The following is a 17,197-nucleotide window of genomic DNA, read 5'->3' as shown; positions in this document are numbered from 1 at the left end:
TAAGTTATAATTAGGGATAGTTACCTAACTACTTATTTCTTATTAGCTGTTTTTCAGTACTCAATTTACATAAAGAAGAGCCACACTGCTTGCTTGCTAATATCACAAGATTTGCCTTTATATATAACGATGCGCAACGCCATTATTTAATTCGATTACAAGAATATTACCTACCCGCCCGTTCGGCCTTCGGGCATCCGCTTATGATCCGCATTGGATGCATGAGCTGTCTGCTTACTTAAAAGGACAAGCTATGTCGATGATCTCTTCCCATACGCATTTGGCGACGCCAGATGACTTCTCTGATAACTGTGGTTTTGGTTTGATCGCTCATATTGAGGGACAGGCCAGTCATGATCTTGTCAAAACGGCTATTCATAGTTTAAGCTGTATGACCCACCGCGGCGGCGTCGCAGCTGACGGTAAGACGGGCGATGGTTGTGGTCTTTTGCTCGCCAAACCGATTGAATTTTTCAAACGCATTGCCACCGAGCAAGCGTTTGATATTAGTGATAACTTCGCTGTCGGTATGGTGTTCGTCAATCTCGATGAAGCTAAAGCAAAACACAGTCAGCAAGTGCTAGGTGAAGAGGTTCAAGCGCAGGGGCTTTACGTTGCAGGCTGGCGCGATGTGCCTACTGACTTGAGCATTGTAGGTGAGATTGGCCGCGAAACATTACCCGACTTCAAGCAAATATTTGTAAGTTCGACTGAAGATTTAAGTAGCGATGACTTTAATCGTAAATTGTTTGTTGCTCGCAAAAAGGCTGAGCAGCGCTTGAGTGATGACGAGCTGTTTTATGTCTGCTCGCTCAATTGTCAGACGATCATTTATAAAGGTCTGGTCATGCCATCAGATCTGCCTGCATTCTTTTTAGATTTGCAAGATACGCGTTTGGCGTCTCATATCGTCGTATTTCATCAACGCTTCTCCACTAATACTTTACCGCGCTGGCCCTTAGCGCAGCCGTTTCGTTATTTGGCGCATAACGGCGAGCTTAACACCATCACGGGCAATCGTAACTGGTCTAAAGCGCGTACGCCAAAATTAAAATCAGAAAAATTACCGAATCTAAGTGAATTGACGCCGCTAGTAAATAGTACCGGCTCAGATTCCTCTAGCCTTGACAATATGTTAGAGGTACTAATATCGGGCGGTATGAACCTATTTCATTCAATGTCTATTCTGGTGCCGCCAGCGTGGCAGAACGTCGATAGTATGGATATGGATCTGCGCGCGTTCTATGAGTTTTACTCGCAGCATATGGAGGCGTGGGATGGGCCCGCAGGACTGGTCATTCAAGATGGTCGCTACGCGGTCTGTATGCTCGATCGCAATGGCCTACGTCCCTCACGTTGGGTGACAACCAAGAACGGTTATATTACCGTTGCCTCAGAAGTTGGCGTTTGGGATTATGACCCCAAAGATGTGCTCGCAAAAGGTCGCGTCGGTCCTGGTCAGATGCTAGTTATCGATACGATGACAGGTCAAATACTAGACACCAAAGCCATAGCAACTTTACTCAAAAAGGCTCATCCTTATCGTAAATGGCTGCGCGAAGAGGCATTGCGTATTCGTGATGATGAGCGCTTAGAAGAAGAGTTGGCTGCTAAAGTCTGCCGCGGTGATGAGCTCAAAGCACTACAAAAGATGTATCACATCACTAACGAAGAGCGCACCGAAATCATTCGTCCTAATGCCGAAAATGGGCAAGAGCCTGTCGGTTCAATGGGTGATGATACGCCAATGGCAGTACTGTCACAACAAATACGTCATGTTGGTGACTTCTTTCGTCAGCAGTTCGCTCAAGTGACCAACCCGCCAATTGATCCCTTGCGTGAATCTATCGTTATGTCGTTACAGACGTGCCTAGGCGCGGAAACCAATGTGTTCTCGCCATCAGCTAAGGACGCGCACCGTATCGTACTGTCCTCACCCGTACTCTCAGCAAGTAAAATGTATCAACTCGAAAATCTAGATGATCCAGCATTCAAGATAGTTCGTGTTGACTTGAATTATGATCGTAACGTGAGCTTATCTGAAGCCATTGTCGCTATCTGTGAACAAGTCGCGCGTGAGATCCGCGCTGGCAATACACTGATCGTCTTATCGGACAAGGCTATCCATACGGACAAAATACCAGCCAATGCTATCATGGTCACAGGGGCAGTACATCATTACCTAATTGCCCAAGGAATTCGTACTGATGCCAACCTGATCGTTGAGACGGGTCTTGCCCGCGACTCACATCAGATTGCCGTGCTTATCGGTTTTGGTGCTACTTGTGTCTATCCGTATCTGGTTTATGATGTAATTGATGATTTGGTCGCAACAGGTGAGCTATTAGGTGACCCAATACAAGCGCGAGTCAACTTCCGTAAGGGCTTGAATAAAGGTCTACTTAAGATCTTATCAAAAATGGGCATCTCAACCATCGTCTCTTATCGCGGCGCGCAGTTATTTGAAGCGGTTGGACTCTCTGAAGAAGTGGTTACGATGTGCTTTAAAGGCGTGCAAAGCCGTATTAAAGGTGCAACCTTTGAAGACTTAGCTGCTGATCAAGCACAATTAGCAGCCAATGCTTTCAAACGCCGAGCACCGCTTGATCAAGGGGGTCTGCTCAAGTTTGTATTTAATAAAGAATATCACGCCTTTAACCCTGATGTGATTAATAGCTTACATACTGCCGTTCGTACTGGTGATTATGAAAATTACCGCCAATACGCGGATTTGGTTAATAATCGCCCTGTTGCTACTCTACGTGATTTATTACAGCTCAATACTAGCAATAGTATCAATGTCGATGAGGTAGAAGACAGCGCGTTAATACTTAAGCGATTTGACTCTGCCGGTATGTCATTAGGCGCATTATCGCCTGAAGCCCACGAGTCGATAGCAATGGCAATGAACACTATTGGCGGTCGCTCAAACTCAGGTGAGGGCGGTGAGGATTCAGTACGCTACGGGACTTTACGTAATTCAAAGATCAAACAAGTCGCCTCTGGTCGTTTTGGAGTAACGCCTGCTTATTTGCGTTCTGCTGAAGTCATGCAGATAAAGGTTGCACAGGGTGCAAAACCTGGTGAGGGTGGTCAGCTACCAGGCGGCAAGGTCAACGCTCTCATTGCTCGTTTGCGTTATTCGGTGCCAGGAGTCACGCTAATTTCGCCGCCGCCGCATCATGATATCTACTCTATTGAAGATTTAGCGCAGCTAATATTTGATCTCAAACAAGTCAATCCTAATGCGCTGGTTTCTGTCAAACTGGTCTCACGCCCAGGTGTCGGTACAATCGCAACAGGCGTGGCCAAAGCCTATGCAGATTTGATTACTATTTCAGGTTATGATGGCGGTACGGCGGCCTCACCGCTATCCTCTATTCACCATGCAGGGTCGCCATGGGAGCTAGGTCTTGCTGAAACTCAGCAGTCGCTACGGGTCAATGGCTTACGCCATAAAGTACGCGTACAGACAGATGGTGGACTCAAAACGGGTTTAGATGTGGTTAAAGCTGCGATACTAGGTGCTGAGAGCTTCGGTTTTGGGACTACACCTATGATCGCAGTAGGGTGTAAGTACCTGCGTATTTGTCATTTAAACAACTGCCCAACTGGGGTTGCTACGCAAACGGCAAAGCTACGCGATGAGCACTATATTGGCGAAGCTGAAATGCTGATCAATTTCTTTAAGTTTGTTGCGACTGAAACTCGCGAATGGTTGGCGGCACTTGGCGTCCGTAGTATGGAAGAGTTGGTTGGACGTACTGATCTGCTTGATGTACTAGAAGGCAATACTAGTAAGCAGCAGCACCTTGATTTAACACCATTGTTATTTAGTCATCCTGCTAGTAGCGGTATGCCGCAGACCTGTCAGGTCGAGCGCAATGAGCCGTTCGATAAAGGCTTGCTCGCTGAACAAATGATCAAGGATATGCTATTGGCTATTCGTCAGGGAACTGGCGGTGATTATAGCTATTATGTTGGCAACTGTGATCGTTCTATTGGCGCGCGTATTTCAGGTGAGATTGCGCAAATATGGGGCAATCTTGGTATGAATGATATGCCAATCAAAGTACATCTGACAGGTACAGCAGGTCAAAGTCTTGGGGTATGGAACGCAGGTGGGCTACATATTGAGCTCGAAGGCGATGCTAATGACTACGTTGGCAAAGGCATGACAGGCGGAGAGATTGTTATCTATCCACCAAAAGACTCCAGTTTCGTCGCGCAAGATACTGCTATCATAGGCAACACTTGCTTATACGGTGCAACGGGCGGTAAGCTCTATGCAGCAGGGACAGCAGGCGAGCGTTTCGGTGTACGTAACTCTGGCGCTCATGCAGTCATTGAAGGTACAGGAGATCATTGCTGTGAGTACATGACAGGCGGCATCATGACTATTCTCGGCAAAACTGGTCTGAACTTTGGTGCGGGTATGACTGGTGGATTCGCCTATGTGCTCGATATGGAAGGTGACTTTTTCGATCGCTGTAACCATGAATTGATCGATCTTCATCGCATCTCAAGTGAGCAAACTGAAGGTCATCGTATCCATCTACAAACAGTGATTGAGAGCCATGTTGATAAGACAGGTAGTGCTTGGGGTCAGACGATACTGGCTGATTTTGAGCATTATGTCCGTAAGTTTTATCTCGTCAAACCAAAAGCGGCTAGTGTAGCCATGTTGCTTAAAACGACGATGGCAGATCCACAATAGAGGTAGGTCAAGGGTCTAAAAGCACCATTACCAAAGTAAACCTACCGCGCACCTGTTTTAGGCAGGCTAGTGGTTATCTGCTTAATTATGATAAAAGATAACCATTGCCCACTAACAAAGAGATACTTATCATGGCAAAACGCTTAGAAAATAACTACCAGTTCTTGGAAGTACCAAGACTTGAGCCGATCAAAAAAGACATCGTGACTCGCGCAACAGAGTTTGTTGAGATTTATAATCCTATCGAGAGTGAATCGATTGCTCAGCAGTCGCATCGTTGTCTTGAGTGCGGTAACCCGTACTGTGAATGGAAGTGCCCAGTACACAATTATATTCCTAACTGGCTCAAACTGGCCACCGAAGGTCAGATCTTTCAAGCGGCAGAATTATGTCATCGTACCAATACCTTACCTGAAGTTTGTGGCCGCGTATGCCCGCAGGATCGTTTATGCGAAGGCGCTTGTACCCTCAATGATGGCTTTGGTGCGGTCACGATTGGTAATGTCGAAAAATACATTAACGACACCGCCTTTGCGCTTGGCTGGCGTCCTGATATGTCTAATGTCGTCTGGACAGACAAAAAAGTGGCTATTATCGGTGCAGGACCTGCAGGTTTAGGCTGCGCGGATATCTTAGTGAGAAACGGCGTTAAACCTGTACTCTTTGACAAACGACCTGAAATCGGTGGACTGCTGACCTTTGGTATTCCAGAGTTTAAGATGGAAAAAGACGTCATGCGCAATCGCCGAGTGATCTTTGAAGGTATGGGTATGGAGTTTCGTCTTGAGACTGAAATCGGTACTGACGTTAGCATCGATGAGCTCATGAGCGAGTATGACGCGGTGTTCATGGGTATGGGTGCTTACACTTATATGCGTGGCGGTTTTGCTGGCGAAGAGTTAGAAGGCGTCCATGATGCCCTTGATTTTTTGATTGCTAATGTCAATCGCTGTAACGACTGGGAGAAGAACCCAGAAGAATACATCGATCTAAAGGGCAAGCGCGTTGTAGTACTGGGCGGCGGGGATACCGCGATGGACTGTAACCGTACTAGTATTCGTCAAGGTGCTGAGCAGATCGTCTGCGCCTATCGCCGTGATGAAGAGAACATGCCAGGCTCGCGCCGCGAAGTCATCAATGCACGAGAGGAGGGCGTGGAATTCTTATTTAACCGTCAGCCTACCGAAATTATCGGTTTAAACGGTAAAGTGAACGGCGTTAAAGTGGTCACAACGCAGTTGGGTGCTCCTGACAACCGTGGTCGCAGTCGCCCTGAACCTATCCCAAATTCAGAAGAGATCATCCCTTGTGATGCGGTAATCTTGGCATTTGGCTTCCGTCCGAGTCCAGCAGATTGGTTTGAGGGTCAGCAAGTTGCGATGAATCAATCAGGTTTGGTCGTCGCGCCAGAGGTGCAAACCTTTAAATTTCAGACCAAAAACCCAAAGATATTTGCAGGCGGTGATATGGTTCGCGGCTCTGACTTGGTTGTAACGGCTATTTGGGAAGGACGCGAAGCGGCTGAAGGTATTTTGGATTACCTAGAAGTCTAGGTCTTAAGCTTATTTCAGTGATACTGCTAACGTCTTTTATCTCTCAAAGGTAAAGGGCGTTATTTTTTGGTAGTCAAGTTAAGATAGATAATAGATGAGGCTACCAAGCCGTCGTCATAGTCAATAATAAAGAGTATATCTGCGTGAAACCTACTGTTTGGCAACGAGTCGTCACCCCTTTTATTGAGTCTTATGCCCGCTACCAGCATGCTGATGTTCTGCATGCCATACGTCTAGGGGTAGCTATAGTACTGGCGCTTTTGATCAATCAACTCAGTGGTTTTCCCCATGGGGAATGGACGACGATTACGGTGTTTATTATCCTAGGGTTGCTCCAGTATCAAGGTGCGATTTATACCAAGGCTAAAGAGCGAGTCATCGGCACGTTATTGGGTCTTGTCGCAGCATTTGGGATATTGTTATTTAGTCAAGTGACAGGATCATGGCTTTGGGTAGAGTATCTACTCATTGGACTTATTAGCGGCGTTGTTGGTTATTTTGCGGTGAGACAACTGGGCTATACAGGTCTGTTAACAGGCATTACGATGCTGATGATTGTCTCAAATCTAAGTCAGATCAATGTTGTAGAAGAAGGCGTTTATCGAGGACTCAATATCTTGATTGGTACAGGTGTTGCGGTCTTGGCGACCTTACTTTTGCCGCTCAAGTCTACCCTGATGTGGCGATTTTTGTTAGCGAGTAATTTAGACGCCTGCGGCGTGCTCTATGCTGGAGTGGGCAATCATATTGAATCTACTGATGTCGATATCGATGATACAGTCCAGCGTCTAAGTGCTGCAACGTTTCCAAATGAAGGCGTGCCCGTCGATAAAAAACTGGTCGCAGAGTTACAGCAGATCAATAAGCGACTGCTCGCAGTACGCCCGCATATCGCCGCAACAGCGAGCGAATCAGGGATCAAAAAAGAGACGCTTGAGACCATTCAGCGTACCCATCGCAATATCATTGGCACGATTGATTTACTGTTAAGTGCTGCGCCGCGATTAGCGCTGGCTAGTATCGAGATTGACGATGATAATCATATTTTATTGATGCATTATCAGCATGAGCTGACACAAGCGATGCAACACATAGCAGCAGTGCTACGTAGTCCAAGTGATGAAGTGTTCCGTCCTATTACGCGTATTGCGGTATCAGAGTATCCAAGTGTTCAGCACTTGGCGTTTGAATGGCAGGGCTACTTTTGGCTCACGCAAACGTTGCAAGTGCAATTACAGCAGCTAAGTGACTTATTACAAACGACCAAGCCGCAGTGGTACGCCGCTTCTGGTCTCGAATACCAGCGCCGCGAGCAGCTTAGGATAAAAGAGCAGGGCGGTGAGACTGATTTACATCTATGACGTTCAGGCTTTCATCACCTTTGTAATTTTCTATAATATCTACAACAAAAAAGCGCTATCGATTGCGATAGCGCTTTTTTGTTTGCTATTGAATGATTAGCGTATTGATTAACGCCCCGTTTTTAGCATATCCCAATACTGCTGATACACTTGCAAAGCATCATCACCAACGTCTTCTTGGAATTCTGCTTTGGCAAGAACTTCTTTGGATGGATAGATAGTTGCGTTATTGCGAACGGCTTCATCCATCAGTTCGCGAGCACCACTATTTGGAGACGCGTAACCGATCTCTTCACTGACGATCTTGGCATTCTCAGGACGTAGCAAATAATCGATGAATTGATGCGCGGCATCTACTTGCTTGGCGTTCTTTGGAATCACAAAATTGTCCATCCAGAGGATTGCACCTTCACTAGGATACTTATAGACCAAGCTTGTCATTCCCTCATCGTTTGCCATTACCGCCTCGCCATTCCAAGTCATACCAAGCGCCGTTTCACCTTCGATATACGGCATACGAGTGGCATCAGAATTAAAAGTTTTGACGTTCGGCATTAAGGTAGTGAGCTTCTCGTAAGCGGCTTTTATCTCATCAGAATCTCTACTGTTACCAGAGTATCCGAGGGTCAGTAGTGCCATACCGAAGACTTCACGCACATCATTAGTCAGCATCACTTGAGACTTATACTCAGGCTTCCACAGATCGTTCCAGCTGTTGACACTATCGGGATCGATAGTATCACCATTGATAGCGAGACCTGTGCTGCCCCACATATAAGGTATAGAATATTTATTGTCCGGATCGACTTTAGTATTGGTAAATGAAGTATCCAAATTGTTGAAGTTACTTAGTTTTGATTGATCAATCTCTTGTAATAGACCTTCGTTAGCCATCTTTTCGACATAATAGGTCGAAGGCACAGCAAGATCATATTGACTTGAGTCATCGAGTAGTTTGAGCTTGGCATACATAGCTTCATTAGAGTCAAATGTAGTGTAATTGACGGATATGCCGGTCTCAGCCTCAAAACCGTCCAATATCTCCTGCGGCATATACTCAGACCAATTATACAGATTGAGAGTTACATCACTACTTGGCGCGCCGTCAATGGCGGCAGTATCTGAGTTGCTACAGCTGGCAAGCACAAGAGCGATTGCGGCACTCAATATTAATTTTGGCATGTTGTGTTTAATAGCTTGCAAAGACGTACTGGTTTTTGAAGAAGAGAGTCGAGTCAAAATAGTGCTCCTAAAGTCAGACAAGTAAATAATGGGACGCGTAGTAAGGTAGATATACAGTTAATGATACTATTATGGTCATAACGTATCACAATTTAAAGAGTAACGATAAAATCAGTAATGCTCAATTCGCTTTGTTCAGCGGTAGCATTGCTCCCAAAAAACAGTACTAGGAACTATGCTATGATCGCTAAAATCTATTAATAACTCGTCAAAACCGGTCGTTAGATTTGTCTACCGTTAGTTTTTGTCTCAATTATAAAGGATAACCTCATGGCTCATACTCAAGCGACAATGCTTTCTGAAACGAATACGCCTGTTCAAACGATCATACCTCAATTACTGATGGATAAAGTAGTCATAGTCACAGGAAGTAGCCGAGGCCTTGGTGCACAAATCGCTCAGCAAATGGCAGCTGCTGGTGCTAGCGTGTGCATCAACTACCTTAATAGTCAAGAGGCTGCCGAAACTGTCGTCACCGACATCAAAAATTCAGGTGGACGCGCCTTTGCCTGTCGAGCTGATGTCACTGAGCTAACAGAGGTCAAGGCGATGGTAGAAGAGGTTATCAAAAGTTATGGACGCATCGATGTTTTAGTCAATAATGCATTACCTCATTACCAGTTTGATCCAAGTGCGGACTATACCAGTATTGAGACCGTGACATGGCCGCACTTCTCACAGCAGATAGAGGGTATCGTCAAAGGGGCGGTGAATACGGTTCAAGCAGTATTGCCACAAATGAAGTCTCAAAAGATGGGCAAGATTATTAACATCTCAACCAACCTTGTCTACAATCCAGTGGTGACTTATTACGACTATACGACCGCCAAATCGGCGCTGATTGGATTAACCCGCAATTTAGCCAGTGAGCTTGGACAGTATGGTATTCGCGTTAACTTGCTAGCAGGTGGACTACTTAAAACGACGGATGCTAGTCGCTTAACTAGTGAAGAGGTGTTTGACTATATTGCGACGACTACGCCACTGCGTCAGGCGACCTCGGTGGCTGACTTTGCTAATACGGTACTTCTCATGGCGTCTGATTTGAGCGCGGCTATCACAGGTCAATCTATTGCCGTTGATGGCGGTCTGACAATGCCTTAGAGTCATGATACCCACAAGCGTTAAGAATCAAAAGCACCTAGAACGAATATCTAAAGAGAGACCGTATGAATAAGCGTCAACGCGTAGGAATCATAACTGCCTTAGTAGGACTTGTCGCTTTAATTGCGCTACTTAACGTCAGTACGTCTGCGTCCATCATCAACTGGCCGATGGAGGCCTATCTGGGCACAGTATTTACGATCGGTTGGCTAAGCGGTGCGCCAGATTGGTTGGCTTATCTCTTAGCCATTGTGGTTTTTATCGTCGTGATTGGCGTGTTTTATAAATTGGGTAGTTGGCTTTACGGAGTGATGGTACGGGACTAAGACACCATGTCTAGACGCTCAAGCACCGATTGAATACCGCGCTCTTCAATCGTACCTGTCACAAAGTCTGCCCGTGCGATTAAGTCAGGTTGCGCATCACCCATAGCGACCGCGTAGCCGACTAAGTCAAACATCTCCAAGTCATTCATACCATCACCAAAGGCCATGCACTCGCTAGCATCAACGCCATAGTGCTGACAGACGTCTAAGATACCACGCGCTTTAGAAGCATCAGCTGGCAAGATATCTGCACCCGTATTGTGCCAATGTACCAATTTCAAACCACCTTGCGCGAAGTCAACGTCTTGCATTTTTTCCTGCTGATTATTAAAAAACACTGAGCATTGATAGACTTCATTGTTTTGATAATAAGAGGGATCAACGATAGAGTTCGGTGTGCGGGCATTGAATTCACGCAAGCGATCATTTTCACCCGACCAAGCAATGTGAGTAGCAGAGTCAAACTTGTGAATAAGTTTACTCGCTTTACACAGTTGCACTATTTTTGCTGTTTGTTCAGTAGATAGGGGGTAGTGGCTGATTCTATGATGGTTATCAAAACTATATTGACCATTCATACAGATGATAGCGTCTAATACGTTTGCGTCCAGCAAGGCCAAAACATCAGGCGGTAATATCGCTTTTGAACGTCCTGTCGAGATGACCAGCTTGATATCTGTATTGGCCAGTGCTTCCAACGTCGCTTGATTATGCTCAGCAATGATGCCTGCGCGGCTAAGCGTGTCATCAATGTCAAAGAAAATAATCTTGGGTGTTGGAATTTTACTCGTCGTTGTCGCGCCACTTGCTTTGTATTCGGTAAACATAAATATCCTTTGTACTGTCATAATATTATAGTGTCATACTCTGATAGATCCGTACTCTAATTTTATCGTTTGCATTATTCTATACCACGTATAGAGAAACGTAGACCTTAGTTCTCATTATCTAATTTTTTTAAAAACTGCGCAGCGTTATCCAAATGCTCTTTTTGTTGGTCTTTATCCATCTTGTCCCACATCGACAGTAGCATGCCGATACGCGCATTCTTTTCAAAAAACTCGCGATGTACATGCATAAAGCGCCAAAACAGCCCATCCCAAATAGCCGCCCACTCAAGCGACTCGCCTTTGGATTTGACCTGATAATTGCTCATTTTGTTAATATAATTACTGCCGCTGATATAGGGCTTGGTCACCATCAGACCACCATCAGCGAACTGACTCATACCATAGATATTAGGTACCATGACCCAGTCGTAGGAGTCGATGAACATCTCCATAAACCATTGATAGACCTCGTTAGGATCGAACTCACAGAGCAGCATAAAATTGCCAAAGATCATCAAGCGTTCGATATGATGCGCGTATCCTGTCTTAAGTAGTTTTTTAATCGTCGTATCAATCGGTACAATACCCGTATCACCGGTATAAAAGCTCGGTGGTATCTTGCGAGTGAACTCCCAAAAGTTACTGCTGCGCTGCTTGCGACCGATAGACTCATACAGCCCGTACATGAACTCACGCCAGCCAATAATCTGGCGAATAAAGCCCTCTAACGAATTGATAGGAATATCATATTCCTCGCTAACTTCTAGCGTGCGCGTGACGACTTGCTCAGGCGTTAGCAGCCCTGTATTGAGCATCGGCGTCAGCATACTATGATGCAAAATATGCTCGTCGGCAACAATAGCGTCCTCGTACTTACCAAAGTCTTTAAAGCGTTTTGATAAAAAATTCTCTAACCACTCTTCTGCTTCGTCATGAGTCGTTGGATAGCGAAAGTCGGGATTAGCTTCCCCATAATGGGTGCCAAAATTTTCCTCAACGTACGCTAGCGCTTTCTCATAATGCTCGCTCAATTTAGGAAATTCCACTGCTGGAGGGGTGTCTTTACGCGGATACTTTTTGCGATTGTCTTCATCAAATGACCACTGCCCACCGATAGGTTCATCGTCCTTATCGACGAGAATCTTTTCACGTTTTCGCGCTTGGGTATAGAAGTCGTGATGGAACAAGCGGTTATCGCGAAAAAAATCACAATAGACGGGTAGCGCGTTCAAAAACATCGGCGTTGGCGAACAATCAAAGTCAATATCGGCCTCTAGTATAGCTTCTTGAACGTACATTCGTAGCCAGTCATCAACCAAATCAATGCAATATACTTTTTCAATAGCCTTATCGTTGTCAGGATTACTTTTATGACTTATAAAGCTAGCAATCAATTTACGACAGTCACTGTGCTTATGGCTTGATTCGATATAGTGTACGGTTTTGCCCGCATCCTTTAAAGTTTGCTCATAGGCTTTCATACTAGCGCGGTGCAACACCAGTTTCTGTTTATGAAAAGGAAACTGGGTAAAGTATAAGTCCTCTTCAATTAGGTAGCACACGTCCTGCCAAAGGCTCACGTTGGCAAACAGCTGATGCGGGAAGATTAAGCTGACTTTTTTACTCATAAGTTAAGCTTATATTAACTAAGACAACTCATTATAAATGAGCCATTGCTATGTTGTAAGGTAGGGTTGTGTTACTTATTAAACGACAAAATGCTGCCCGAGATTTTATTGTTGCCCATAATTGAAAAGACTTTTGCTCTAATGGCACTACAAATCACCTGACAAAACCACCATATAGACAGGCATCAATAATAAAAACGAGAACGAGCCAATGACTGTAGTTGCTAACGATGCAAGTCAACAAGATAGAGACGATGATCTATTTAGTATCACGCCGCGTCATCCTGATAGCCGGCTCGAGGCAGACTGGTTGTTTCTGTACAACAAGCTACCACCTGATCAATGGTTTGGGTCGGATTACGCATACAAAACTTCGGGCTGGCTAAAGGTGCATACCAATATTCGTAAGCGCCAACGCATCCTTACGCAAATCAGCGAGGCTTATATTGATGGCGAGTATGACTGGGCAGAATACCGCTCGCAAATCCTCAAGCGCATCAATATGCACGTGCTCAAATTGCACCAGCATCACGGGGTAGAGGACGAAGGATTCTTCCCCGAATTTGTCCGTATTTATCCTGCGCTTGCCCCTGCGTTTGAGATACTTAACAAGGATCATGAGTGCCTCAACGCGCTACTCGATGAATTACAAATTCAAAACGACAAGCTGGCGAGAAATGAAGTTGAGTATAAGGCGCTGGCTAAAGCGCTACACGAGACATTGGTAAAAGTGACGGATTTACTCCGGCAGCATCTGACTGATGAGGAGGATTTGGTGATTCCTATATTGGGGTTACGGCAGGGTTAGAGGTTGGTTTTCGGCGGTGGAAATTATCCTTAGTAGCTTCTCCCGCCTTCCTCTTGTATCTACTCATCTGCGCGAGGCGAGGGCTATGGTTTGGGGTGTCTCCTGCTCTGCGAGCCACCTCAAAACCTAGCCCTCACAACTCGCTCAGCTCAGCAGGATACCGATGCAGTCGGGGCTAGCGGTAAGCTTATGTTCTTGCGACTATTGGTCGTGGTTATAGTTTTCTTTTTTATTAAAAACCGAAGCTTTGTGTAGGGTGGGTTAGCGATAGCGTAACCCACCGCATTCTAGCAAGATTAAATGGTGGGTTACGTTTTATGAGCACTCTCTCCTAGAGTTTGATAAAACTAACCCACCCTACGCAAACTAATCTCGATGCTCCCAAACAACCGCAATCTTAGTAGCCAATATATCCTCTAATTCTTTTAATATTTCTGAACGAATGGAGATGGTTTCATTAATGTCGCTTTCAAACTCTTCATCTTCATTGTCATCTAATTGCCAAAATTTATTAGTCGCTACAAAGTCCCCAGCGGTCATCATGAACGGGCTAGTAATAATAATGTCTGAATGCGTCAGTTGTAGATTTTCAACTGCATCAAAATAGGGTTCATGTTCACATTCGATAATATTTTCGTCAAAAAGTGAAAATGCTTCTTCTTTTTGTTCGTCAGTTAAAATATGTTCTTGGTCTTTGATATAAATAAAAACATGTTGTTCACTCATAATATTCTCCCAGTAAGCGTAGGCTGGACTTTTAGCCTAGCTTTATAAAACTTAAATAAATAAACCCCAGACTAACCAACCTCAACCGAACTCACATTCTGAAAACCCCTCGGCAACTGACCACCGCGATTACCACGCGTGCCCGTATAGTTCGCTAAATCCATCGGTTTTAGGGTCACATGACGCTTACCAGCAGTAATAATCAAGCTGTCTTGCTTGCTCAGTGGCGTAATAGCTAGCACCTCTTCATCACTTTTCAACGTAATCATCTTATTGCCTTTACCGCGGGCCTGCTGCGGCAGATCATCGAGGGCAAATATCAATAAGTATCCAGCGTTGGTGACGACGGCGATATGGTCAGGCGCGGCTCTTACCGTACTGCCTTCTTCACCGCTTGTGCTACCTATGGGGGCGTCAATACGCGCGACAGGCAATAGGGTGCTATCAGCGGCAAGGTTGATAATATTCTTGCCCGCTTTTTGGTTGCTATCAAGATTGCCAATGGTATTGATAAAACCGTAACCTTTTGAGCTGGCGAGGATAATACGTTGGTCATCATTACCCGTGAGCAGTTGCTCAAAGCTGGCACCTGCTTGTGGTTTGAGTACGCTAGTGAGTGGATCGCCTTGACCTCGGGCAGAGGCTAGGTTATGTGCGTCAATACTATAGCTGCGCCCTGTACTGTCGAGGACGTAGATTTTCTCATTAGATTTACCGCGCACGTCGGCTTGATAGCCATCGCCTGAGCGGTAGGTCATCCCCTTGGCATCGACCTCATGACCTTTGGCCGCGCGTATCCAGCCCGCTTTCGATAGTATCGCGGTAATCGGCTCACTGGGGATAAGGTCAGACTCTTTGAGCGCTTGTGCTTCATCGCGCTCCATCAGCGGCGACATACGCTCGTTGCCGTGCTCCTTCATATCAGCGGTGAGCTCATCGATGATAAGCGCCGTTAAGCTGTCAGGATTATCGAGATACTCTTGCAAAACAGCACGCTCAGCGGCTAGCGCGTCTTGTTCACTACGTAGCTCAATCTCCTCAAGCTTGGCGAGTTGACGCAGGCGAATGTCCAAGATGGCATTGGCTTGAATGTCCGTCAGATCATAGTTCTGCATCAACGTCGCTTTGGGATCGTCCTCTTCACGGATGATGCGTATGACTTCATCAATGTGCAAATAAGCAATAAGTAAACCTGCCAAAATATGTAAGCGCTTATCGATCTTGTCGAGGCGGAACTGTACGCGGCGCGTGACCACTGAGCGGCGACAGACGAGCCATTCTTCAAGGATTTCTTTGAGGTTTTTGACTTGTGGCTTACCATTTAGACCGATCATATTCATATTGACGCGGTAATTACTTTCAAGATCAGTACTGGCGAACAAATGACTCATCACCCGCTGCACATCGACGCGGGTAGATTTTAGCTCTAAGACGATACGGCAAGCGTTTTCGTGATCCGACTCGTCATGAATATCGACGATCCAAGGCAGTTTCTTGTCCGTCATGAGTTTGGCGATTTGCTCTTGAATCTTGTTGCCTGAGACTTGATAGGGCAGAGCATCGATGATGACGAGGTTTTTCTCTTTGGGATAAACATGGTAGGTGGCGCGCATTTTATAGCTGCCGCGACCGCTTTCATACATCGCCTGCAAGTCTTTTTTACTGGTAATAATTTCAGCTGGCGTTGGCAAATCAGGTGCTGGTATTGATTGGGTTAATTGCTTAACCGATAGCTCAGGATTTTTTAGCAAACGAATAGCCGCGCGTACCACTTCATTTAGGTTATGCGGCGGGATATCGGTTGCCATACCGACGGCAATACCAGTCGTGCCGTTTAATAAAATATTCGGCAGGCGGGCAGGCAGAGTGGTTGGCTCTTGCATGGTGCCATCGAAGTTATCTTGCCAATCGACCGTGCCTTGTCCGAGTTCTGCAAGCAAAGTATTGGCATAAGCAGACATTTTAGCTTCGGTATAACGCATCGCGGCAAAGGACTTGGGATCATCAGGGCTACCCCAGTTACCTTGACCAGTGATCAGCGGATAGCGATAACTAAACGGCTGTGCCATCAGTACCATGGCTTCATAACAGGCGCTATCACCATGCGGGTGATATTTACCCAGCACATCACCGACGGTACGCGCAGACTTTTTCGCCTTCGCCGTCGATTTTAGTCCTAGCTCGCTCATGGCATAGACGATACGGCGCTGGACGGGTTTTAGACCATCGGCGATATTTGGCAGCGCGCGATCCATGATGACGTACATGGCATAGTTGAGATAGGCTTGTTCGGTGAATTCAGCAACAGAGCGACTATCCATCGGCTCGCTCGGTACGATAGGAGTATTTGTATGATCAATAACATCGGACATAAAGTAAGGTTCGCTTTTAATTGTATTATAATAAAATATGAAGAGTCTAAGATAAAAAGATACCCTATCCTAAAGGAAATTGAGGAAATTAGACAGACGTATAGCACACTATACGACAGGTAATGACGCTTGTTTTTGAGGTTTATAGGGGTGCTAGTTCATACGTTATTCTGTCTGTTTGGTTTATTGAATAACAATCAAACAAAGCATACAAGATTGTATATTTAAGCTCATTTGTTTGAACGCGCTAGAATGAGCGACACTCATTGATTTGATAAAGTAAATACTATATTCCGTGTAAACAAAAGTGTAGTAGGCCTGAGTTAGAAATTCATAACATAATGATTATAAGTATATGATTTTGATATATATTTTAATATAAAGCAACTTTTGCGTACTGGCACACTTATTTTTTGTGTTGAGTAGTTTATGTAAAGTGTGTATGTTAAATAATAATAGGGTAAAGAAGCGCTATTTCACACCAATTTTTTTACTTATCGTTACATATGAAAGTCATTAAATCGCTTGCC

General features: G+C 45.3%; 11 protein-coding genes. 6 read left to right on the top strand and 5 right to left on the bottom strand.

Translation table 11 applies throughout. The features are described 5' to 3' along the window. Window positions 1–253: 253 nt before the first annotated feature. From gltB to ACR64G_RS10395, 3 genes are all read left to right on the top strand, one after another. Entirely contained in the window at window positions 254–4,717 is a 4,464-nt protein-coding gene (gltB, locus tag ACR64G_RS10405; RefSeq protein ID WP_435979226.1) for a glutamate synthase large subunit, read from the top strand. A gap of 131 nt (window positions 4,718–4,848) precedes the next feature. Further along, window positions 4,849–6,270: a glutamate synthase subunit beta gene (locus ACR64G_RS10400; protein ID WP_435979225.1), complete on the top strand. Its 1,422-nt coding sequence runs from the start codon at window positions 4,849–4,851 to the stop codon at window positions 6,268–6,270. Between the two features lie 143 nt (window positions 6,271–6,413). Beyond that, entirely contained in the window at window positions 6,414–7,631 is a 1,218-nt protein-coding gene (locus ACR64G_RS10395) for an FUSC family protein (protein WP_435979224.1), read from the top strand. A gap of 108 nt (window positions 7,632–7,739) precedes the next feature. Here the strand turns inward: ACR64G_RS10395 and ACR64G_RS10390 are convergent, their stop codons facing one another. Further along, a complete protein-coding gene (locus tag ACR64G_RS10390) occupies window positions 7,740–8,870 on the bottom strand; it encodes an ABC transporter substrate-binding protein (protein ID WP_435979223.1) in 1,131 nt (376 codons plus the stop codon). 273 nt (window positions 8,871–9,143) lie between these two features. Between ACR64G_RS10390 and ACR64G_RS10385 the strand changes: the two genes are divergently transcribed. Together ACR64G_RS10385 and ACR64G_RS10380 are read left to right on the top strand one after the other, a co-directional pair. Beyond that, window positions 9,144–9,977 carry a 3-oxoacyl-ACP reductase gene (locus ACR64G_RS10385; RefSeq protein ID WP_435979222.1) on the top strand — a complete coding sequence of 278 codons (834 nt, stop codon included), beginning with the start codon at window positions 9,144–9,146 and terminating at the stop codon, window positions 9,975–9,977. A gap of 65 nt (window positions 9,978–10,042) precedes the next feature. Beyond that, complete coding sequence (locus tag ACR64G_RS10380) at window positions 10,043–10,303, top strand: hypothetical protein (protein WP_435979221.1); 261 nt, start codon at window positions 10,043–10,045, stop codon at window positions 10,301–10,303. Here ACR64G_RS10380 and ACR64G_RS10375 read toward each other — a convergent pair. Next, window positions 10,300–11,130, bottom strand: coding sequence for a Cof-type HAD-IIB family hydrolase (locus tag ACR64G_RS10375; protein WP_435979220.1), 831 nt, complete (start codon window positions 11,128–11,130; stop codon window positions 10,300–10,302). The genes ACR64G_RS10380 and ACR64G_RS10375 overlap by 4 nt on opposite strands. Before the next feature lie 107 nt (window positions 11,131–11,237). Next, the gene (locus ACR64G_RS10370; RefSeq protein WP_435979219.1) at window positions 11,238–12,761 is read right to left on the bottom strand and encodes a cryptochrome/photolyase family protein; all 1,524 of its coding nucleotides are present in this window, start codon (window positions 12,759–12,761) and stop codon (window positions 11,238–11,240) included. 211 nt (window positions 12,762–12,972) lie between these two features. On the opposite strand from ACR64G_RS10370, the gene ACR64G_RS10365 reads away from it, so the two are divergent. Further along, window positions 12,973–13,569: a hemerythrin domain-containing protein gene (locus ACR64G_RS10365; RefSeq protein WP_435979218.1), complete on the top strand. Its 597-nt coding sequence runs from the start codon at window positions 12,973–12,975 to the stop codon at window positions 13,567–13,569. A 366-nt stretch (window positions 13,570–13,935) separates the two neighbouring features. Here ACR64G_RS10365 and ACR64G_RS10360 read toward each other — a convergent pair whose 3' ends face one another. Together ACR64G_RS10360 and parC are read right to left on the bottom strand one after the other, a co-directional pair. Then, a complete protein-coding gene (locus ACR64G_RS10360; RefSeq protein WP_435979217.1) occupies window positions 13,936–14,295 on the bottom strand; it encodes a hypothetical protein in 360 nt (119 codons plus the stop codon). 71 nt (window positions 14,296–14,366) lie between these two features. Continuing rightward, window positions 14,367–16,667, bottom strand: coding sequence for a DNA topoisomerase IV subunit A (parC, locus tag ACR64G_RS10355; protein ID WP_435979216.1), 2,301 nt, complete (start codon window positions 16,665–16,667; stop codon window positions 14,367–14,369). Between the last annotated feature and the right edge of the window lie 530 nt (window positions 16,668–17,197).

Source organism: Psychrobacter sp. DM4 (assembly GCF_051307035.1).
Lineage (GTDB): Bacteria > Pseudomonadota > Gammaproteobacteria > Pseudomonadales > Moraxellaceae > Psychrobacter.
This window is presented reverse-complemented; position numbering and strand designations above follow the sequence as displayed.